Origin of the sequence: Ferdinandcohnia sp. QZ13 (genome assembly GCF_031324165.1) — a bacterium.
Taxonomy (GTDB): domain Bacteria; phylum Bacillota; class Bacilli; order Bacillales; family Bacillaceae_L; genus Ferdinandcohnia.
In genome coordinates this window covers 801,826-823,203 of the sequence record NZ_JAVIVW010000001.1, presented here as the reverse complement: position 1 = coordinate 823,203, position 21,378 = coordinate 801,826, and the positions used below count along the sequence as shown (strand labels likewise).

General features: G+C 38.5%; 18 protein-coding genes. 13 read left to right on the top strand and 5 right to left on the bottom strand.

What is annotated here, in order from left to right:
• Positions 1-18 precede the first annotated feature (18 nt).
• Positions 19-777, top strand: coding sequence for a Cof-type HAD-IIB family hydrolase (locus tag RGU12_RS04005; protein ID WP_309534900.1), 759 nt, complete (start codon positions 19-21; stop codon positions 775-777).
• A gap of 127 nt (positions 778-904) precedes the next feature.
• Positions 905-1,354: an SRPBCC family protein gene (locus RGU12_RS04000; RefSeq protein WP_309534899.1), complete on the top strand. Its 450-nt coding sequence runs from the start codon at positions 905-907 to the stop codon at positions 1,352-1,354.
• Positions 1,355-1,432: 78 nt separating this feature from the next.
• On the opposite strand, the gene fdhD is transcribed toward RGU12_RS04000, so the two are convergent.
• Entirely contained in the window at positions 1,433-2,242 is an 810-nt protein-coding gene (fdhD, locus tag RGU12_RS03995) for a formate dehydrogenase accessory sulfurtransferase FdhD (protein WP_309534898.1), read from the bottom strand.
• Between the two features lie 407 nt (positions 2,243-2,649).
• Here fdhD and RGU12_RS03990 point away from each other — a divergent pair, with 407 nt between their 5' ends.
• The 4 genes from RGU12_RS03990 to RGU12_RS03975 all read left to right on the top strand — a co-directional run bounded on the left by RGU12_RS03990 (position 2,650) and on the right by RGU12_RS03975 (position 7,626).
• Complete coding sequence (locus RGU12_RS03990) at positions 2,650-3,912, top strand: L-lactate MFS transporter (protein ID WP_309534897.1); 1,263 nt, start codon at positions 2,650-2,652, stop codon at positions 3,910-3,912.
• Between the two features lie 63 nt (positions 3,913-3,975).
• A complete protein-coding gene (locus RGU12_RS03985) occupies positions 3,976-4,338 on the top strand; it encodes a Na-translocating system protein MpsC family protein (protein ID WP_309534896.1) in 363 nt (120 codons plus the stop codon).
• 407 nt (positions 4,339-4,745) lie between these two features.
• A complete protein-coding gene (locus RGU12_RS03980) occupies positions 4,746-7,109 on the top strand; it encodes an FdhF/YdeP family oxidoreductase (RefSeq protein ID WP_309534895.1) in 2,364 nt (787 codons plus the stop codon).
• A 94-nt stretch (positions 7,110-7,203) separates the two neighbouring features.
• A complete protein-coding gene (locus RGU12_RS03975; protein ID WP_309534894.1) occupies positions 7,204-7,626 on the top strand; it encodes a hypothetical protein in 423 nt (140 codons plus the stop codon).
• 15 nt (positions 7,627-7,641) lie between these two features.
• Here RGU12_RS03975 and RGU12_RS03970 read toward each other — a convergent pair whose 3' ends face one another.
• Entirely contained in the window at positions 7,642-8,694 is a 1,053-nt protein-coding gene (locus RGU12_RS03970; protein ID WP_309534893.1) for a YeiH family protein, read from the bottom strand.
• 328 nt (positions 8,695-9,022) lie between these two features.
• On the opposite strand from RGU12_RS03970, the gene recQ reads away from it, so the two are divergent.
• On the top strand, positions 9,023-10,807 hold the full coding sequence (gene recQ, locus RGU12_RS03965; protein WP_309534892.1) for a DNA helicase RecQ: 1,785 nt from the start codon (positions 9,023-9,025) through the stop codon (positions 10,805-10,807).
• 251 nt (positions 10,808-11,058) lie between these two features.
• Here recQ and RGU12_RS03960 read toward each other — a convergent pair whose 3' ends face one another.
• From RGU12_RS03960 to RGU12_RS03950, 3 genes are all read right to left on the bottom strand, one after another.
• Positions 11,059-11,289, bottom strand: a complete 231-nt coding sequence (locus tag RGU12_RS03960) for a hypothetical protein (protein ID WP_309534891.1) — start codon at positions 11,287-11,289, stop codon at positions 11,059-11,061.
• Between the two features lie 1,127 nt (positions 11,290-12,416).
• Complete coding sequence (locus RGU12_RS03955; protein ID WP_309534890.1) at positions 12,417-12,977, bottom strand: thioredoxin family protein; 561 nt, start codon at positions 12,975-12,977, stop codon at positions 12,417-12,419.
• A gap of 73 nt (positions 12,978-13,050) precedes the next feature.
• Positions 13,051-13,329, bottom strand: a complete 279-nt coding sequence (locus RGU12_RS03950) for a hypothetical protein (protein WP_309534889.1) — start codon at positions 13,327-13,329, stop codon at positions 13,051-13,053.
• Between the two features lie 333 nt (positions 13,330-13,662).
• Between RGU12_RS03950 and RGU12_RS03945 the strand changes: the two genes are divergently transcribed.
• The 6 genes from RGU12_RS03945 (at position 13,663) to ptsG (ending at position 21,327) form a co-directional block, all read left to right on the top strand.
• Entirely contained in the window at positions 13,663-14,070 is a 408-nt protein-coding gene (locus tag RGU12_RS03945; protein ID WP_116350777.1) for a VWA-like domain-containing protein, read from the top strand.
• A gap of 145 nt (positions 14,071-14,215) precedes the next feature.
• A complete protein-coding gene (locus RGU12_RS03940) occupies positions 14,216-15,598 on the top strand; it encodes an L-cystine transporter (protein WP_309534888.1) in 1,383 nt (460 codons plus the stop codon).
• 76 nt (positions 15,599-15,674) lie between these two features.
• Positions 15,675-16,427, top strand: a complete 753-nt coding sequence (locus RGU12_RS03935; RefSeq protein ID WP_309534887.1) for a VOC family protein — start codon at positions 15,675-15,677, stop codon at positions 16,425-16,427.
• Between the two features lie 474 nt (positions 16,428-16,901).
• Positions 16,902-18,161 (top strand): ATP-binding protein, encoded by a 1,260-nt coding sequence (locus RGU12_RS03930; RefSeq protein ID WP_309534886.1) that lies wholly within the window; start codon positions 16,902-16,904, stop codon positions 18,159-18,161.
• Positions 18,162-18,251: 90 nt separating this feature from the next.
• Positions 18,252-19,094, top strand: a complete 843-nt coding sequence (glcT, locus tag RGU12_RS03925) for a glucose PTS transporter transcription antiterminator GlcT (RefSeq protein WP_309534885.1) — start codon at positions 18,252-18,254, stop codon at positions 19,092-19,094.
• Positions 19,095-19,290: 196 nt separating this feature from the next.
• Positions 19,291-21,327, top strand: coding sequence for a glucose-specific PTS transporter subunit IIBC (ptsG, locus tag RGU12_RS03920; RefSeq protein WP_309534884.1), 2,037 nt, complete (start codon positions 19,291-19,293; stop codon positions 21,325-21,327).
• Positions 21,328-21,378: the final 51 nt, after the last annotated feature.

Genomic DNA, 21,378 nt, shown 5'->3' with positions numbered 1-21,378 from the left:
ACGAAAGGAGTTTGAAACTTGCTGCCATATCGGTTACTAGCGTTAGATTTGGACGGAACAACCTTAAATGATAACAAGGAAATTTCTTTCCCCACTAAATACTGGGTTAAACAGGCAGTTGAGAATGGGGTGATTGTTTCCATTGCTACTGGGAGGGGGCGACAGACTGCAGAGGCGTTTAGAAAAGAATTATCCCTTAGTTCACCAATGGTGTTTTTAAATGGTGCAGAGATATGGAAAACACCTGCTGACCTATTTGAAAGGCATTATTTAAAGACTCAAGACATCTTTAGACTTCACCGACTTGCTACCCAAACCGACTCCTGGTTTTGGGGCTTTACTGTAGACCGCTTCATTAGAAAACCTGACTGGCAGGATGAGGATGTAAATGATAGATGGATGAAATTTGGTTTATTAAATAATAATGTAACTTTAATCAAAGAACTAAAGCTTGAATTAGAAAGTTGGGGTCATCTAGAAATTACTCAGTCCGCAGAGAATAATCTTGAGATATCAGCAAAAGGGATCACAAAGGAATATGGTATTCGAAAGGTTTGCAGTTTGTTAGATATCGAATTAGAGAACGTAATGGCTATTGGCGATAGTTTTAATGACTTGCAGTTACTAACATCCGTTGGGTTAGGTGTTGCAATGGAAAATGCATCAGATGAGGTGAAGAGAGCTGCCGATAAGATCACATCCTCAAACGAAAAGGACGGGGTTGCAAGGGCAATATGCCAATACATTTTCGAAATCGATTATCGTGAGAAACTTTGATACATAAGCGTTTGTAAAAGGATTTCTTATAATGATATGCAATTTTGGCCATAACTTGTAGTTCTACATTCAAAATACCCTAATACACTTGTAACATCATCTTAGAAAAATGGTTAGGAGTGGGATTTTGAAAAAGGCTAATCAATTTATCGTACATGCAGACAGAGCAAGGGTCTATTCTGTTTTTATGGATCCACTGAAATTGGGCCGATGCTTTCCAGGCTGTAAAGAGGTTAAGCAATTAAGTCCAACTAAATATGAAACATTAGTTGAAGTGAAGGTGCAATTTGTACCCATTAAAATTCAGGGTGTAGGAGAACTGAAAGAGACCATTGAAAATGAGAGAATTGTGGTTGAAATGAAGGGAAAACCTGTTTCACTTGCGGGCTCCTTTACAAATACTCTTATAGCAAACCTAACGTCTATTGAACCAGATAAAACATTAGTTGAATATGAAATGGATTTTGAAATGACTGGTAAATTAGCCAAGGTTGGCGAGGTCTTAATGAAGGGATCGAGTAATAAACAATCCGAGGAATTCATGAAAAACGTACAAGAACTGTTCCAGCATACGTAAAAAATATAGCCAATGATAAAACCACAAGATCCAAAAAAAAGAGATTAGCAGAAAAGAATTCTGCTGATCTCTTTCATTTTAGAAAGTGCTTTCAAAAGACTCTTGTACGATTCGTTCTGGATGTGAATACACATTAAGTTTGCCACCACGGATAAAGCCAACAGCCGTAATATTGAGTTCCTCCGCCATTTTGATTGCTAAATCGGTAGGTGCAGATTTTGACAACACAATGCCGACTCCGATTTTTGCGGCTTTTAATAAGACCTCTGAAGAAATTCTTCCGCTAAACACTATGACCTTATCACGAACTGGAATTTTGTTGATTAAGCAATATCCGTATATTTTATCAAGGGCATTATGTCTGCCAATATCGGTTCGGTTAACAATCATTTCGTTAGGCGTACAAAGTGCAGCATTATGCACACCACCTGTGTCTTTAAAAACAATACTGCTTTGTTGCATTTCGTTCATTAAATTGATGCATTCTTCTGGTGTAAGGGTAATGGTTGAAGTTGATGTTTTAGCCGTTTTTGCATCATTCACAAAGTAAAATTGTCTGCCTTTTCCACAGCAGGAACCGATAAAACGCTTTGAATAATATTCCTGACTTGTTGTCACTTCGGTTGTTGTTTCCACATATGCATAGCCTTGACCTTCGTCAATATGAAGACTCTTAATTTCATCTCTAAAGCGGATGACACCTTCTGAAGCCAAGAAGCCAATTACAAGTTCATTTAGCTCAGAAGGGGTACAAACCATTGTCGCAAATTCCTGTTGGTTCAAGTTAATGGTCAAAGGGAATTCAGTGACAATTTGATCCTCTTCGTCAATTAATTGACCATCTTCAAATTTTATAATACCTTTTCGAATGGTAATAGACTCTACCATCTTTACACCTCCCTTTCCGGTCCAAAGTTTGAGTTTAAGCTTTTCCTAGATTAATTACTAATATATAATCATACTTTTTTTGGTAAAACAACTATTAAGTTTTCTTGCAACTCGAAATAATTTAACAAAAAGCTATTGTAATATTTTCCTAGGTTTGATAATATCGTAACAAATAGTTCACAATATAGACACACTTTTGTCACAGGATAGCGAACCTGTCTCTAGTGCAAAAGGTGGAATATTGGAAACGATTACTGTTAATTTTGTAGTAGCGATCCTGCTAGGGAAATTAACCGTCTTCATCCTTTTTATGCTTATTCAAGCATAGGGCTGCTGGCGGTTTTTTTTGTTCTAGAGAGAAATACTGCAAAAGGAACATCAATATTTCAAAATAAAGGAGAGAAGAAATGGAAAAGACAAAAAATCGTTGGCTGATTGCAGCCTCGGCAGTTGGCATTCACTTATCAATTGGTTCTGTTTATGCATGGAGTGTATTTACAAAACCACTACAGTCAGAATTCGGTTGGGATTTAACCGACATCAGCATGACCTTTAGTATCGCAATTCTTTTCTTAGGATTATCCGCAGCCTTCCTAGGACATTTCGTTGAAAAATACGGTCCTCGTGCATCCGGTATTCTTGCTGCGATTTTCTTTGGTATCGGAATCACAGGTTCTGGACTTGCAATCAACTTAGAATCACTGCCATTATTATATTTATTCTATGGTGCTTTAGGGGGAATTGGTCTAGGCGTTGGATATATTGCACCTGTATCAACATTAGTAAAATGGTTCCCAGATAGACGTGGAATGGCTACAGGACTTGCGATTATGGGCTTTGGATTTGCATCCCTAATTAGTAGCCCAATCATGCAAAAGCTTATTGTATCAGTAGGAATAGCAAATACATTTTATATTCTCGGAATATCTTACTTTATTATAATGATCCTATCATCTTTATACCTTGCTCCACCTCAAGCAGGTTGGATGCCAGCTGGATTTAAAGAGAAAGTATCATCTGGTGCGACTAAATTAAAGCAAGACTTATCACAATTAACTGCAAACCAAGCTGTAAAAACAAAACGATTTTATTATTTATGGCTTATGCTCTTCATCAACGTAACGTGTGGAATTGCCATTATCTCTGCAGCTTCGCCACTAGCACAGGAGAGTGTAGGATTAACTCCAGTTGCAGCAGCAGCATTAGTTGGGGTATTAGGCGCATTTAACGGACTTGGGCGTATTGGTTGGGCATCAGTGTCTGATTATTTAGGAAGACCGAATACATATACAGTATTCTTTGTCATCCAAGTCATTGCATTCCCGTTACTACCATATGTGTCTAATCCGTTGTTATTCCAGGTTTTACTTGCACTCATTTACACTTGTTACGGCGGAGGATTCGCTGCAATCCCTGCATATATTGGAGACTTGTTTGGAACAAAACAGCTTGGAGCCATCCATGGTTACATTTTAACGGCTTGGGCAGCTGCAGGACTTGCTGGTCCTTTGTTTGCATCTTGGATTCGTGACACCACTGGAAGTTATACACAAAGCTTAACCGTATTTACAGCATTATTTGCGGTCGCATTGGCAATATCACTGTTAATCCGTTTAGATATTAAGAAACTACGAAAACAAGCTGGAAAAGGTGCTGAGCTTGCTAGTTGACATTCATTGGTAATCTTGATTAACTAAGGTTAATGAAGTTACTGATAAGAGGGTAGAACAAAAATGAATAAGTACGAAGCCGAGTTTAGCAATCTAGTAAGGTCTTTTCGAAAAAAACATATGGGAAAAGGACCGAGTAAAATCACAACAACCTTTTGTAAAAATTGGGCCATTTGTGAAATGGAAGGAAACCTGTCTCCAGTTGAAAAGTTTATTGCAGCCGCAGATGAAGGAAAACAAATGCTTCGTGCGGCAAGAACCGAAATGGTAAAAGAGATGTATCGAAAAAACAGACCCATTGAAATGGAAGAATTTTTAGGTTCAAACCTAGTTGATTTATTTGTAGATATTGATATTGACCGAGATTTTGGAATGTCCGTCTTTGTATTTGATCAAGATTTAGAGAAAAAGTTTTCAACTAAATAAATCACAACATCATGTGTTGGCACTTGGTAGCGACCCTGCTAAAGACTAACCACCGTTGCATCTTTCTAACAACCTAGAATCATGTTTCGGTGGTTTTTTCTATAATTCGAACCTTTTTAAAGGAATAAGCAGTTTGAAGACCGAAACTATAGTTAACTTCAATTAGCAGAAGCTAGCACTTCTGCAAATCAAAATTAAAGCCTCCGGCGGATGCCACGAATTTTCAAAGGAAGTTTTTCGAGGCGTAAGATCAAAGACTAAGAACGCCACTTCCTGTGACAACGTCTTTGTGACCCACCTCGTGTGGTCCTAAAAAAATCGGGCAGAAATACGCCAAGGAGTATTTGAATATAAGTTGACTTTTACCATACACATAGTAATAACGAGTAGGAAGAGGGGGATTAATCATGGGAGAAACAAAGCATCAGGGACCAATTAAGACTACGAAAATGCCACAACCAAAGCACTGGGTCAGTCCGATTCCCTTTGGTTTAGGAAAGGTGAAACCAAAGCACATTCGTGACACGATGAAAGTCGCTTGGGAAAATAAGGACAATCTCGGATATGCAACCCGTATTCTAACACAGGGTGTATGTGATGGTTGTGCTCTTGGTGTTTCTGGTCTTTATGACCAAACACTGAAGGGGCCACATATGTGCACAACTCGCCTTAATGTGTTACGTCTAAGTACAATGCCAGCCATTGATTCAGAAATTCTCCACGCAGATATTGATGAACTACGTAAATATAATAGCACTGAACTTAGAAAATTAGGAAGAATTCCATATCCAATGATTCGTAGAAAAGGAGAAAGACAGTTTTCTAAAATCTCCTGGGATGAAGCGATGGATATGATTGCGGAAAAGATGCAAAAGTTGAATCCGAAGCAATATGCTTTTTATTTAACTTCTCGTGGGATTACGAATGAATCCTATTATGTAGCTGCTAAAGTTGCTCGTTTCCTAGGTACGAACCATATTGACAACGCTTCACGAATTTGTCATTCTCCTAGTAAAACGGCGATGAAGCGTTCCGTAGGTGTTGGGGCATCAACTGCCAACTATCAGGATTGGATAGGTGCAGATGTTTTATTATTCTGGGGAAGTGTGGCGTCGAACAGTTCACCTGTTTCTACAAAATACATGCTCGAAGCGAAAAAACGCGGTACAAAAATTATCGTCATTAATCCACATAGAGAACCGGCAATGGATAAATATTGGATCCCATCCAATGTGGAATCTGCTTTATTTGGAACAAAGCTTGCGGATGATTTCTATCAAGTTAACATTGGTGGAGATATTGCCTTCATGTTCGGAATTATGAAGCACTGGTTTGAAATGGAGGAAAACCAACATGGTTCTGCAATCAACCATCAATTCGTGAAAGAACATGTAAATGGGTTTGAAGAATTAAAAGCACATGTTAAGGAACAAAACTGGGATGAGATTGTAAAATCATCTGGCGTGTCGAAGGAACGAATGATCGAGCTAGCGGAGCTTCTAGCAAATAGTAAAAATGTGGTGTATACATGGGCTATGGGATTGACGATGCATTCCTTTGCGACCGATAATATTTCACAGGTAGCAAACCTTGCCCTTCTTCGTGGCCACCTAGGGCGTAAGAACAACGGACTAATGCCGTTCCGTGGTCATTCCTCTGTACAAGGGTCAGGTGAAATGGGAGCAGATCCATTTGTTCTGCCTGGCGGCGAATTTGATGAAAAAAATATTGAGCGAATGGAAAAGGTTTGGGGCTTTGAGATTGAAAAATGGCAAGGTGATATTGTCGGAGTTACATTAGAAAATATTGTCCTTCCAGATGATCATGAGCGAAAAGTTAAGCTTTATTATATGTCCGGCGGAAACTTCTTAGAAACTATGCCAGACCCTGATTTTGTTGAAAAAGCGTTATCGGAGCTTGAGATTCGTGTCCATCAAGATATCATTTTAAATACGTCAACCCTGTTGGATGCGAAAGAAGCTGTGATTGTGTTACCTGCAAAAACCCGTTATGAACAAGAGGGTGGAGGAACTTCGACCTCGACGGAACGAATGGTGTATTTTTCACCTGAAATTGAAGGGAATAAAAATGAGATAAAAGAAGCTCGCGCAGAATGGAAGATTTATGTGGATCTCGCCAAGCGAGTTAAACCGGAAAGTGCGCATTTAATTGATTTTAAGAGTGGACAGGAAATTCGCGACGAAATTGCGATTGCCAATCCAAACTACAATGGAATCCAACATCTTAAGAAAAAAGGGGATGTGTTCCAATGGGGAGGAGCATGGCTTTGTGAAGGTGGAGTGTGTCCGACTCCTGACGGCAGAGGGAACTTAATTCAAGTTGAAATTCCTGACTTCGGGAAAAAGGAAGAACAATTCGTGTTAACCACTCGCCGTGGAAAGCAATTTAACTCGATGATTTATAAAGAGGTCGATCCGTTTAATGGAGCAGGACGTTATGATGTGTTAATCAATCCTCAAGATGCTGCAGAGCTTCGTATTGCAGAAGGAGAAGCGATCGTTGTTCATAATGGCTTTGGTGTCTTCCAAGGGAAAGCAAAATTTGCGGATATTGCAAGAAAAAATCTTGGCGTGTTCTTCCCAGAAGGTAACTTTTTACTTCCAAAGGGTCGCTATGAAAAATTTGCAGGAATCCCTGATTACAACATTGCTGTGTACGTTGAAAAAGCTGAACGTTTCAATGCACGGAAGGATACACAATATCAAGAAAAGGAAATTGAGGATGATCTAGACATCGATCCTCCAGCATAAAAGATTATGCCCCCAAATCTAAAAATTGGGGGCATTTTTATGCGTAAAACAGGGAATTGTTAAAAATAATGTTAAATATTCTGAGGTGTTACAATTGATTTCGTTTCGTGGAGATGCACATAAAATCTATTTAAAGCTAAAAAGGAACGCGCGCAAAGATCGAACCTTTAAACATTTGAAGGAAATGGAGGAAGTGCGTTCCATCCAACTCTTTTATGAAGGAATAGACTCGCAGACCTTAAAAATCATTTATTATCGCATGTTAAAAGAAAAAAACGGGTCAGGCATCATTCCCATTTTAATTACAGCCATACCGTGGTTTTTATTTCTTTTTTCTAACCAATTACAAAAATTTTTGTTTGGAAGAGGATATCTTTATCTAATTCTCTTCACCATTATTTATTTCTTTCTCCTTTTTTTTACTGTCATACTACACTTTCGCGAAAGAGCATGGGCATCTTTCCATATTCAAATGATTTGTGATATTTTGGAGGAACGAAAAGAAGTTGGGAAATGAGTTCCCAACTTCTTTTTAATACAGCACTAGAATGATGGTTAGGGTTAAAATTCCCATCATGATAGATGAAATTAACCCAACAAATAAAGGGCGTAAACCAACAGATTTAATCTTTTTAAAATCTGTACCAAGTCCCACGCTCGCCATTACCATAAGGATTAAGAATTTTGCTACTCCATCTGTTACACTCGTCAGTGATGTTGGTAGTGAGAAAATCGTATTAATAGCAACAGCTCCAGCAAAAAATAAGATAAAGGTTGGAAATACCTTGCTCATTTTTACTTTGTTTGTTGTGCTGCCTTTTGATCTCATTGAAATGATGATTGATAGAATGAGAGTCACAGGTACTAGCATGAGTGTTCGAATTAATTTAATGACAACAGATGTATCTCCGGCAGCGCTGCTATAACTATACCCCGCAGCGACTACTGACGAAGTATCATGAATCGCTACACCTGCCCACATTCCAAAAATATCGTCTGGCATCGAAAAAAGATGTCCTATCAGCGGGTAGAATAATACTGCCAATACATTAAAAGCAAAGATTGTATTAATCGCATAAGCCGTTTCTTCCTCTTTTGCACGAACAATCGGACTTGATGTTACAATCGCGGTCGCCCCACAAATGGCGGTTCCAAGTGAAACGAGAATCGGGATATTTCCACCAAGCTTAAATAGCTTGGCCAAAATAAAAGTAAATAGAATACCAGATAACACCGCAATAATGACTAAAAGGATTGCTTCATATCCAAGCTGAAAAATACTTGCATAACTTAGACCGAAACCAAGCAACACAATGGCTGTTTTCAGTAACGTCTTTAATGTATAAGAGATACCTTCCGTATAGACTGCCGGAATACGTAAAAAATTTCGAACTAGGATGCCAATAATAATGGCGATCACTGCTCCTCCGATTAATGGGAAGTCTTTCCCTAAAGAGTTAGCTAATACTCCGATCATAAAAACAAGAGCGATACCCGGCAGTTTGTTTCGAAATGAGAGTGTATAATCGAATAAGAAAGATTTTTTTTCATATGGCTGTGATACTTGTAGATCTGCATTCCTCACGTGTTTCATCCTCAACATATTTTTTAGTTTTATATTACCACAAGGTGGATACCCTTCCCACCTTAATCTTCTTCCTTTATAATTAACTTAACGAATGATTTAAGACTAAGAACGCCACGTTTGAATGGCAACGTCTTTGTGACTCACATCGTGTGGTCTAAAAAAAGAGGAAGTGATTTCTCACTTCCATACACGAACAGATAAAGAATAAGGAGCTAACACCACACTGTATAGTATGCACGAAGGTACTCGGACATGTGGGGTAGTACACTACGTCAAACGCACATTTTTGGCAAATGAAGTAAAATAATTTAAAAAGGTGTTTTATATGATTGAAGAAGCAAAGCAAGTTTTACAGTCGTATTTTGGTTACCCGTCTTTTAGACCGGGACAGGAATCCATTATCGAAAATATTTTACAGGGAAACGATACACTCGCGATTATGCCAACTGGAGGCGGAAAGTCGTTATGCTATCAAATCCCAGCTCTGATTTTTGAGGGAATCACAATTGTCATTTCCCCATTAATCTCATTGATGAAGGACCAAGTAGACACATTGCTTGGTGTGGGTATATCAGCTACTTATATTAATAGTAGTATTTCAATGCAAGAAATTCAGGAAAGACTGCAGGATGCACGCGCTGGCCGCTATAAAATAATCTATATTGCTCCTGAACGACTCGAATCCTCTCAATTTCGATCTCTTTTATCTTCCATACCCATTTCTATGATTGCTGTTGATGAAGCGCATTGTATTTCACAATGGGGACATGATTTCAGGCCGAGCTACCGAAATATTCATTATATGATTGCGGAACTTCCATCAAAGCCGGTTGTGGCAGCATTAACTGCAACCGCAACGGTTGAGGTAAAAGAAGATATTTGCAGCCAACTTCAGATTGACCCTTATGCTGTATTCATCACTGGGTTTGCGAGAGATAATTTAACCTTCAATGTCTTAAAAGGTGAAAACAAGCGAGATTTTGTGAAAAGCTTTTTACTAGAGAATAAGAATCAATCGGGAATTGTTTATGCTGCAACCCGTCGGGAGGTTAATGAACTTCATTCGTTTTTAGAAAGAGAAGGCTTTTTAGTGGGAAAATATCATGCTGGGCTATCGGATGAAGAGCGAAAACAAGCACAAGAAGATTTCCTTTTTGACACCGTAAATGTTATGGTTGCGACAAATGCATTCGGTATGGGAATTGACAAAAGTAACGTCAGATACGTGATTCACTACAATCTTCCTAAAAATATTGAAGCCTACTACCAAGAAGCGGGACGAGCAGGGCGTGACGGTGAAAAGAGTGATTGTTATCTCTTATTTGCATCACAGGATATCCAACTCCAAAAATTCCTAATCGAGCAATCTACAGTGGATGAAGCGAAAAAAGAGCAGGAATATCATAAACTCCAGCAAATGATTGACTATTGTCACACGGAAAAATGCTTGCAAAGCTACATCCTGGAATATTTCGGGGAGAAGGAAAGCGTGGAATGTGGTCGCTGTTTTAATTGTAAAGATGACCGTGAAAAAATAGATGTGACAACTGAGGCGCTCATGGTATTCTCATGTATCAAACGGATGAAGGAGCGCTATGGAAAGACCTTGGTTGCGCAGGTGTTAAAGGGTTCAAGGAATAAAAAAATTCAAGAGTTTGGTTTTACTTCCTTGTCGACCTACGGTTTATTAAAGCAGTATTCAGAAAAGCAAATTGTCGCCTTAATCGACTTTTTGGCTGCAGAAGGATATGTCAAACTGACCAACTCTCAATATCCAGTGCTCATTCTTGATTCAAAGGCATTACCTGTTCTAAAGGGAGAAGTCAAAATTTATAAGAAGGAACAGGTGAAGAAAAAGCAAGTTGTGACCGACAATACGTTATTTGAAATTCTTCGCGAGGTACGTAAGGAGATTTCTGCCAGGGATGGGGTTCCACCGTATATCGTCTTTTCAGATAGTACATTACGGGAAATGAGTGAAGTGGCTCCTGTAGACGAGAAAGAACTTCTTGAAATTAAAGGGGTGGCGCAGACGAAGCTAGAGCGGTATGGAGAGGATTTCTTAACAGCCATTCGGGAATATGTGGAGGAAAAAAGTGCGGTTAACTAAAGGCACCACATTTGTGGTGCCTCCAGACTGTTGACAAACGCTCGCATACTTCGTTGCTTGCCTCTCTCGTCCGCTCATGAAGGCAACTTCTATTCGCGTCTTCGATCGGCTGCGCGCCTTGTCTGACAAGCGTTTTCAAGACAGTCTGGGGAGAGTAATTTACATCTAGATATCCTGTAAAAAAACGTGTAAACAAAGTCAGTACTGACTTTGTCTACACTCTGAATGCACCACATTTGTGGTGCATTACTTTATGCTTGGAAAAGTTCTTCCATGGCAAGATTGCGTTTTTGTTGTTCTTCCTCAGATGCTAAATCATATTTTTTTAAAAGGTGAAAGAATTCGTTTAGTGTAGGTTGGGTGCGTTCTGCTTCTAAAAATTGAACCGCGTTGCGATAAAGTTCTTTCGGCAAAAAGGTTTCTTGGCTTTGAAGTTTTTTGACCACATCTTCTAATGTGTGATCGATGTTACATGTAGACATTTGATTTACCTCCATTTCATGATCGTACCTTAATTCTAGCATGTTTGGAGGAGTATGAATATGGTATAGGGGCTCTATTGGGGAAGTGTTGGGCATGAACTGTGATTTTGTGCTAGTACTTGGATTAAAAGCGAAGAAAGTGAGCTCCTTGAAGCTATGCTATCATCCTTGCACGTGGATAAAACTAGGAAAAGATGAACCCGCAAACCGAGTTAACATCCCCGCACGTGGATAAAAATAGGAAAAAGTGAACCCGCAAACCGAGTTAACATCCCCGCACGTGGATAAAACTAGGAAAAGATGAACCCGCAAATCGAGTTAACATCCCCACACGTGGATAAAATTAGGAAAAGGCGAACCCGCAAACCAAACTATCAACCCTTTGGGAAAGTCAGTAAAAACGAAGGTGTTGCCAAAATACTGCCCAATCAACACTCAAAACACCCCGAGTGATATCCCACACTACACATTTTATAACCATCTGGTAAAATTGGTAAAAATAGAAGGGGCGGGTTGAGGATGGCCTATTACATTTGGATATTCATAAATGCGCTACTCGTTGCTAGCACAGTTATTTACATATGGATTTTTAGAACCCATGACTCTCAAATCGTTACCTTAGGGCAAGCTTTTTCCCAAATTGCAATTATCCTCTTTCTCGTGAATGTAAATATGTATTTTATCTTTCTAGTCATCCGGAGGACAAAGGTTCGAAAGCTCAAAATAACTCTTGCCAAGATGTCACGCTATATGATGAAGTCACATATCAAGCTTGCCGTCATTGGAACAATTGTGATCATTTTTCATGGGGGAATTATGTTGGTCAAACTCGGTGAAATTGTGGGATATACAAGTCCTAAGATCATAAGCGGAATTTTAGCTATTCTATGTTTAGCGTTGACGATTTTTGCAGGGGATCTACGTCATAAAAGAGCCTCAGGATTTAGGCGGAAATTCCATTATACAAGTGCTTTTATTTTCACCTTCGTATTCCTGATACACATCTTTCTTCCTATATAGACATACAAAAAAGACCGCCCACATTTCCGTTCTGGTTAGTCCCGCAACAAGCGATGTTGGAAGTAGTGGACGGTCTTAAGTTTAGTATATGTTTTAGGGTCAAACTATTATGCGTTTTTCAAAGTGGAAATGATACTATTTTTAATGTCATTCCAAAGCGCTTCATCTGTTGTGATCCGCTCAGTAAATGATTTGATAAACGCCTTAAATGCAGCATCATATTCAGGCGACTCCTTATCTGGAACCTGTGCCTTTAATTCATCTGCAATCGTTTGAGCTTCTGGCGCTCTTGGTCCCCATTTACCAACCTCTTCAAAGTCTTTGTTCACGAAAATAATAATTGGAATCGAACGAGACTTTCCGTTTGTTAAGTATTGATCCATTAGCTCCAGATTTTCATCGCGAATTAAATAACGCGTTTCGAGTAATGCCTCGTCTGCAATTCTCATGAGGATAGGGAGGTTTACCATTGCATCGCCACACCAATCAGCTGCCAAAATGATTGCTTTTAATTCTTTTGCCTGAAGTGCCTGGAGTAGTTCTTTATCAGATTCGTCTAAACGAAACTGATTATACACCTTTAGTAAATTTTCTTTATGAACTTGCATGTTGTTAATATAGTTGTATTGGTTCATGCCTTTTTCAAACCATGGCTTTAAGTTTGTCATTATGTATGCCTCCTCAAAATTGATTATCTGCATTTACTATAAATGATTAAGGAAAATCATACCACTAAGTTGCTTATGAAAAATCATGAACCGTTTCGTGAAATTCATAGTAATCGTGTGTTGGAAAGCCTGGAATCATGAGATCTTCTTCAATTAGAACATCGGTCAATACATTGTAGTCACCGTGAGCGGAAGGCATTTCTGTTTGCGTCCATTTCCAACACGCTCCTGTAAAAGCAATTTGATTTCCGTTTACAAGTCTAATTTCATGAAGAAGACCATCAAGTTCAACATAACCAATTCCATTATTTTCTGATAGTTTTTCAAGTAATTCCTGCTTCGAAATATTCATTTTCATTCCCCCAATTATTGATAGGTTTGCCTACAAACATACAAATAAGCTATCCAAGTATTGTTAGTTGAACAGTTCATATTTGTTCAAAAAACGTGACAAAATAGAGTAGCCAGGGTGAAAAGTGAAAGCGACTCGCCCAGAAACGAGAAGGCTGCTCTATGAACGCTACATCCTGCGGGAAAGTCGGAACTAGCACTTCCTGTGCGTCGGAGACCCCGACAATGAGGCGCCTTATCCCCCTACGGAGAGTTGAAATTTCTTGAGTTTCTAGTCGCTTAAGCTAGACAAAATACGTTCCTTTGGTGATTAAGCATGAGGAGTGATGCTATTGTGAGATGGCAAAGGTCACTAATGGGTTTACTTAAGGATCGAAAAGACAAGAAAATTGCACTAGCCATTGATACATCAACCAATCAAGTACGATCCATTTTGATAAACAATATCGTCAAATTTTTTGGTGAAATGATTCCAGAAACCCAGCTTATTCAAGCTGATTTTAAAATTAGAAGCATCACAGCCATACAAAATCCTACTATTAAATATTATACGCATGGCAAGTCCTCCTATACGGAAGTGCTCGAGTGGGCAGATCAGGAGAAAATTGATACCTTGTTTTATATAACGGATGTTACAGGCTATTTCTACGATGAATTGGATGTAAAAGCCGAAGTATTTTGGCTCGTTCCAGATGATTATGTACCGAAAGTACCGTTTGGAAAGGCAATAAAAGTGGCATAAATGGATGAGGGCGTCTAGAATGTTTCTAGACGCTTTTACTTTTGGATATTGTTAATATTTTTTTAAATTGGATCTTACTTACTTGACGGATTGGTATAAACTGAATTATATTTTAATACATTGACATATAAAGGGGGAAAATCATATGAGTTTACTTGGTATTGTAAATATCGTTTTGATGGTCTTATTGCTATTATTATTAGTTTATATGCAAAAAAAGCATGTCTCATTTTCAAAACGAGTATTTGCAGCACTTGGCTTAGGAATTGTTTTTGGTCTTATCCTGCAACTCATCTATGGGGCAGAATCAGAAATTATTTCCGAGTCGATTAGTTGGTTTAACATCGTTGGTAATGGTTATGTTAAATTTTTACAAATGATTGTCATGCCGCTTGTATTCATTTCAATCGTATCCGCATTTACGAAAATGAAATTGGCAAATAATATTGGGAAAATTAGTTTCCTCATTCTTGCTATTTTAGTAGGTACAACTGCCATTTCAGCACTTGTTGGGATTGGTACAACCGTCGCATTTGATTTAGAAGCTATCCAAATTGAAGCTGGAGATGCTGAAACAGCAAGAGGAGAAGCGCTCGACCAGCGCTATGCTGAAATTCAAGATAAGACGTTTCCAGAACAAATTGTCGATTTATTACCAGCCAATCCATTTCTAGACTTTACAGGCGCTCGGCCAACTTCAACCATCGCGGTTGTTATTTTTGCGGCGTTTATCGGAATGGCTTTTCTTGGAGTTCGTCGTAAAGATCCAGAAAATGCAGATCTGTTTGCGAAAATAATTGATGCGCTTTACTCAGTTATCATGCGTGTAGTAACGATCATTTTACGCTTAACTCCTTATGGTGTTCTTGCGATTATGACACGTGTAACAGCTACTAGTGATTATGGTGCGATTTATAAGCTTGGAAAATTTGTGGTCGCTTCTTATGTTGCGTTATTGATTGTCTTTGCAATCCATTTATTGTTACTAACATTCGCTGGTTTAAATCCTATCACTTATCTGAAAAAGGCATTCCCTGTTTTAACATTTGCCTTTACATCGCGCTCTAGTGCAGGGACTCTACCACTTAATATCAAGGCACAAACAAATGATTTAGGTGTTTCAGAGGGTATTGCCAACTTTGCAGGATCATTTGGGCTATCCATTGGTCAAAACGGTTGTGCTGGTGTATATCCAGCGATGCTTGCCGTGATGATTGCTCCGACAGTTGGTATAAATCCATTGGACCCATCGTTTATTTTAACAGTAGTAGTAATTGTTGCAATTAGCTCATTTGGCGTTGCTGGTGTTGGTGGAGGAGCAACATTTGCTGCCATTCTTGTCTTGTCAGCTCTCGATTTACCTGTTGCATTAGCCGGTTTATTGATTTCTGTTGAACCTTTAATTGACATGGGTCGTACAGCACTTAACGTTAGCGGCAGTATGACAGCGGGTGTCCTTACAAGTAGAATAACAAATGAACTTGATAAAGAAACATATTCAAACCCAACGCAATCACTAGGTGCATAAGATTTCTTGTAAAAAGACCCTTTATTGGGTCTTTTTTTGATAAAATGATATAAAAATCGGGTTTGGAGTGAATGTGTTGGAGATTCGTTTTGACCATGTTGTTCATTATGTGAAAGACCCACATGAGACAATGGCAGCTTTTCAATTGTTGGGTTTTCATCCTGTAAAAGGCGGAAACCATGATTTCTGGGGGACCTACAATACATTATGTTATTTTAAAAATGTAGCTTATATTGAATGGATTGGAATCAACAACTTAGATGTTACAAAGGAGGGTAGCCATCCGTTTAGTAGCCACCTTTACAAAGACTATCAGCTAGGAGAAGGGCTTTCTCAAATTGCATTTCGAACATCCTCGATAAAAAAGGTACAAAAACAGCTATCTGAAAAAGGGGTTAAAACTCTCGGGCCGTTCCCAGGATCACGAAAGCGACCGGACGGCACGATGCTTGAATGGTCGATGCTGTTTATTCAGCACACCCATCCAATGCCATTTTTTATTGAGTGGGGAGAAGAGGATGCAGTCAGAGAAAAAGACCTTATTTCAAAAGGTATGTATGTTCCGGATAGCAAAGGCATTTCGTATGTTGGCTACTCGGTGAAGGAACCCCAAACAACTGCAAGGCTTTGGGCCGATGTATTAAAAGGGACTATTTCAGATACGGTTCTGCCTGGTACGGAACAACACGCTTTTAAAGTACACTTCCACTCTGTCGATGTCTATTTTTGTAATGAAAATCATCCAAGAGGGGAACGGCCATATATAATGGGGATTGAACCTCGAAAGGGAAAAACAATCACCCTACATGGTGCAAACTATAACTTATGAAAAGGCTCTTTTCTAAAAGATTGTTGCTATTGGATAAAACAAAACTATTGATTTAAGCGCAAGGTGGCGCCTCCTCGAGAATGCATTCGCATTTTCTTCGTGCGGTGCAAATTCAAGGGAGAATTTTCAAAATGCAGCGGAAATCATTTGTGTCAAAAGCAATAATTTTTGCGAAAACAGCCTATGAAAAAGAACCAACCGCATGATTCGGTTGGTTCTTGTTTTGGGCGAGATTCACTTTTCATAATTTTATTGCCGCGGTAGATTTGAAAATCTTAAACAACGAAAGCCCTACCTCTCTTTCGTCCTTTCGGCTCCGAAGCCGGTCCAGTGTGAATAAGTCTTTCTCAAATGTAAAAGATAAAACGAACTTATCTTTCTTTATATAAAAAATTATGTTATAAGTTTTAAGGGAGCAAATTATTACTATACAACAAATTAAATTTATTGTCAAATGGTTACGGGGTGCTTGTCATGTTTAAAGAAGTTTTTAAAAAGCGTTTGTGGCTCATCTATTTTTTGGCAAGCCTTTTTTGGATTACATTCTCTGAATATCTCTTGGATAAATTTCCTTCCGTCAACGCGAACTATTTTCAGATTGGAAAAGGACTTGTTTTCGTCTTTTTTACTACGCTTTTGATCCATCTGATCATCAAGAAGCATGATGCCTATATTAAGGCTTTGGAAGAGCAAAATGAACTGACGACACTAATCAATGCAATGCCTGATTTCGTCTGTTTTAAAGATGGACAAGGTAGGTGGATTCGTGTCAATCGGTATGCAAAAGATCTCTATAACCTCCAAACGGAAAAGTATAAAAATAAAACGGATATAGAAATTGCGCAGATGTATCCAGATTTTAAGGAATACTTGATTCAAAATATTCAATTAGATGAAGAAACCTGGGAAAGGGCGAGGGAGACACGTTATGAGCAAACCATCATGATTCCTAGTGGAGAACTTAAAACCTTTGATGTCATTCGTGTCCCTTTATTTGAAGTGGGAAAGAGAGCGGGTCTTGTTACTATAGGAAGGGATGTATCAAACGTGAAGGCTGCGGAAGAACTTGCCCGTAGAAGGGAGAAACTCTCTGTCGTCGGTGAATTGGCGGCTGGAATTGCTCATGAAATACGAAATCCTCTTACAACAATCAAAGGCTTCGTCCAATTGCAAAAGGAAAAAGACGAGTCAAACTCCCAAATATCAGATATCATCCTTTCTGAGCTTGATAGAATTAATCAAATTGTTAGTGAGTTACTTGTATTTTCCAAGCCACAAAGTAAAATTCTAAAGGAATTTAAAGTAAACGACATAATTGATTATCTGATCAAGCTAACCTCACACGAAGCAATCCTTCATAATGTGGAAGTAAGAGTTGAAAATCAGGTTGCCGAGGCGATTCTTTATGGAGATAAAAACGAACTTATACAGGTATTTGTCAATGTCATCAAAAATTCAATAGATGCCATGCCTACTGGAGGGAAAATAAGAATCCGTACGTGGGTGAATAATGATAAAGTCAAAATTGAAGTCATTGACACTGGGGTCGGAATTCCAAAAGAAAGACTTGAAAAAATAGGGGAACCATTTTTTACATTAAAAGAAAAAGGAATGGGACTTGGTCTCACGATGAGTAATAAGATTATTCAAGATCATAAAGGAACATTCAATATTAGAAGTAAAGTTGGATTGGGAACAAAAGTAATCATTACATTACCAAGTAGCCATCCGTAAACAGAGCTCCTTAAGCTAAAATGATTGATTTCTACTGCTCGCTCAGATAGGATATGAAGGGTATGTAAAGCAAAAAAGTGGGGAATTAAGATGTCTGATATTATCATATCTAAAGCTCTAAATAATAATGTAATTATTGCAGATCACTCCGACTATGGGGAGGTCGTTATCATAGGGAAGGGCATCGGCTTTAACCGAAAGAAACATGATGTTCTGGATGATGCGAGTGTGGAAAAGCTGTTTGTCCTAAAGGATGAAAGAGAACAAAAAAATTATATTAAGCTACTACCATATTTAGAGGATGATTTACAGAGAGTAATTATTTCAGCTATCGAGTTAATTAAGAGCAGAACGGAATCGTCGCTGAATGAGCATATCCATGTGGCCTTGACCGACCACTTGATGTTTACTGTCGCGAGGGTCTCACAGGGGATGGAAATCCGAAATCCTTTTTTAATAGAAACGCAAGCATTGTATCCGAGGGAATACGGAATAGCCAAAGAAGTAATGGATCTATTTAGGGAAGAAAGTAATATACACTTACCTGAGGGAGAAGCAGGGTTTATAGCCCTCCACATACACAGTGCAATAACCAATAAAGAATTGTCGGAAGTCAATAAGCACTCTCAACTTGTGACAAAATTGGTGCAGACGGTAGAAGATCAGTTGAAAATCGTAATTGATAAAAATAGCATTGATTATATGAGACTTGTACGGCATTTAAGGTTTGCAATTGAACGGGTAAAAGCTGGAGAGAAAGTAGAAGAACCTGAAATAATCACTACTCTCTTGAAAGAAGAATATCCCTTATGCTATAATCTCTCATGGAAACTCATTAAGATAATGCAGCAAACCTTAAAGAAGCCAGTTTTTGACGCTGAAGCCGTCTATATTACGATGCATCTGCAAAGGCTTCAGAAGAAAATTAAATAGCACATTGTTTTTGACGTGTCACTGATTCGATCAGGCATGAGTAAAGAGAATGATTAAATGAAGTTAAACAGGATATACCTTCCTTTTTTCGGAGATATTATCCGTTCTACTTCATTTGATTGTTTATTCTTACTCATGTCTTTTTTTATTTTTTGGACATTCTTAATGAGAATGAAAAAACATAGGAGGTTTTTACATGTTTAAAAAAGTTTTTGGCGTCCTGCAAAAGATCGGTAAAGCGCTGATGCTACCTGTAGCACTATTACCGGCAGCAGGTCTATTACTGGGGATAGGAAATGCTATGCAACAAGAAACAATGCTGCAATATCTTCCGTTCCTGGGAGTTGATTGGATTCAACTCGCTGCATCAGTGATGGAGGATGCAGGTGGAATTATCTTTAGTAATCTAGCCCTTATCTTTGCGGTTGGGGTAGCGATTGGCTTAGCTGGTGATGGTGCAGCAGCACTTGCCGCTTTAGTTGGTTATTTAGTTCTAAATCAGGTAATGAGTTCATGGCGGGGAGTAACTCCTGAAATGCTTGCTGACAATCCCGCGTTTGCTTCCGTTTTAGGAATTCCAACATTGCAAACAGGTGTATTTGGAGGAATCATTGTAGGTCTTATTGCTGCTTTTGCCTACAATCGCTTTCATGATATAGAAATGCCATCATTTCTTGGTTTCTTTGCAGGAAAACGATTTGTTCCGATTGCTACAGCTGCATTTTCTTTTATAGCAGGTCTTTTATTATTAATTATTTGGCCACCAGTGCAAGAAGCAATGAATAGTGCATCTCTATGGCTAATAGAAGAAGGTTCGTATTTTGCTGTATTTTTCTTTGGATTAATTAAAAGATTGCTAATCCCGTTTGGATTACATCATATTTTCCATGCACCATTTTGGTACGAATTTGGTTCTTATACAACCTCAGCTGGTCAAGTGGTTAGGGGAGATATGACAATCTTCTTTGCACAATTGAAAGATGGGGTAGATATTACGGCTGGTAACTTTATGGCTGGCGAATTTCCAATTATGATGTTTGGTTTACCGGCTGCAGCACTTGCGATGTATCATGCTGCACGTCCAGAAAATAAAAAACTTGTTGCCGGTTTATTAGGTTCAGGTGCCCTAACATCATTTTTAACAGGTATCACAGAGCCACTTGAGTTTTCGTTTATGTTTGTTTCACCAATCTTATTCTTAATCCACGCAATCCTGGATGGATTATCTTTTGTTTTAATGACGGCTTTGAGTGTTAATATCGGCTATACCTTCTCAGGTGGAGGGATTGACTTTTTCTTATTTGGTATATTGCCTGGTAGAGAGCCTTGGTGGATTGTGATATTAGTAGGTCTTGTTTTTGCAGTTATCTACTATTTTATCTTCCGTTTTGCAATTAGTAAATTTAATCTCATGACACCTGGACGTGAAGTAGCAAAAGGTGAAGAGGATAAGCAAGGGAAGGCTGGTGATCTCGCTTTTAACATCCTACATGCAATGGGCGGACAAGAAAATATTGCCCATCTAGATGCGTGTATTACTCGACTTCGTGTTTCCGTAAACGATATTAAAAATGTAGATAAGGATGAGTTGAAAAAACTAGGAGCGGCTGGTGTGCTCGAAGTTGGAAATAATATTCAGGCAATCTTTGGCCCACGCTCTGAAATCATTAAAAGTCAAATGCAAGACGTAATGAGCGGTAAAAAGCCTCGTGAAGTAGAAAAAAGCCGGACTGAGGAAATAAAACCAGATAGTTTGGTTAATGAACAACAGGGTGTTGATTATTTTGTTTCACCAATTAAAGGTGAAATAAAACCAATTACCGAAGTACCTGATGCCGTATTTTCTGGCAAAATGATGGGTGATGGCTTTGCGATTATTCCGTCTGAAGGTGTGATTGCTTCACCTGTTAATGGGAAAATTATCAACGTGTTCCCGACAAAACATGCAATTGGTATTTTATCTGATTCAGGTCGTGAAATTCTTATTCATGTTGGGATTGATACAGTTAATCTAAAAGGACAAGGCTTTGAAATATTTGTGAGTGAAAATGATAAGGTCGAAATAGGTCAACAGCTTTTAAAAGTTGATTTAGATTATATCAAGGAAAATGCAACCTCAATTATGACTCCAATTGTATTCACAAACCTTGCAGAAGGCGAAAAGATTGTGAATAAAAAGCAAGGAAACATTAATCTCTCTGAAGAAAATATCATTGAGATTACAAAAGCATAACTAAAATGAAGGCTGTTTTCGTAAACTTTGTTGTTTTTTATATCAATCTAT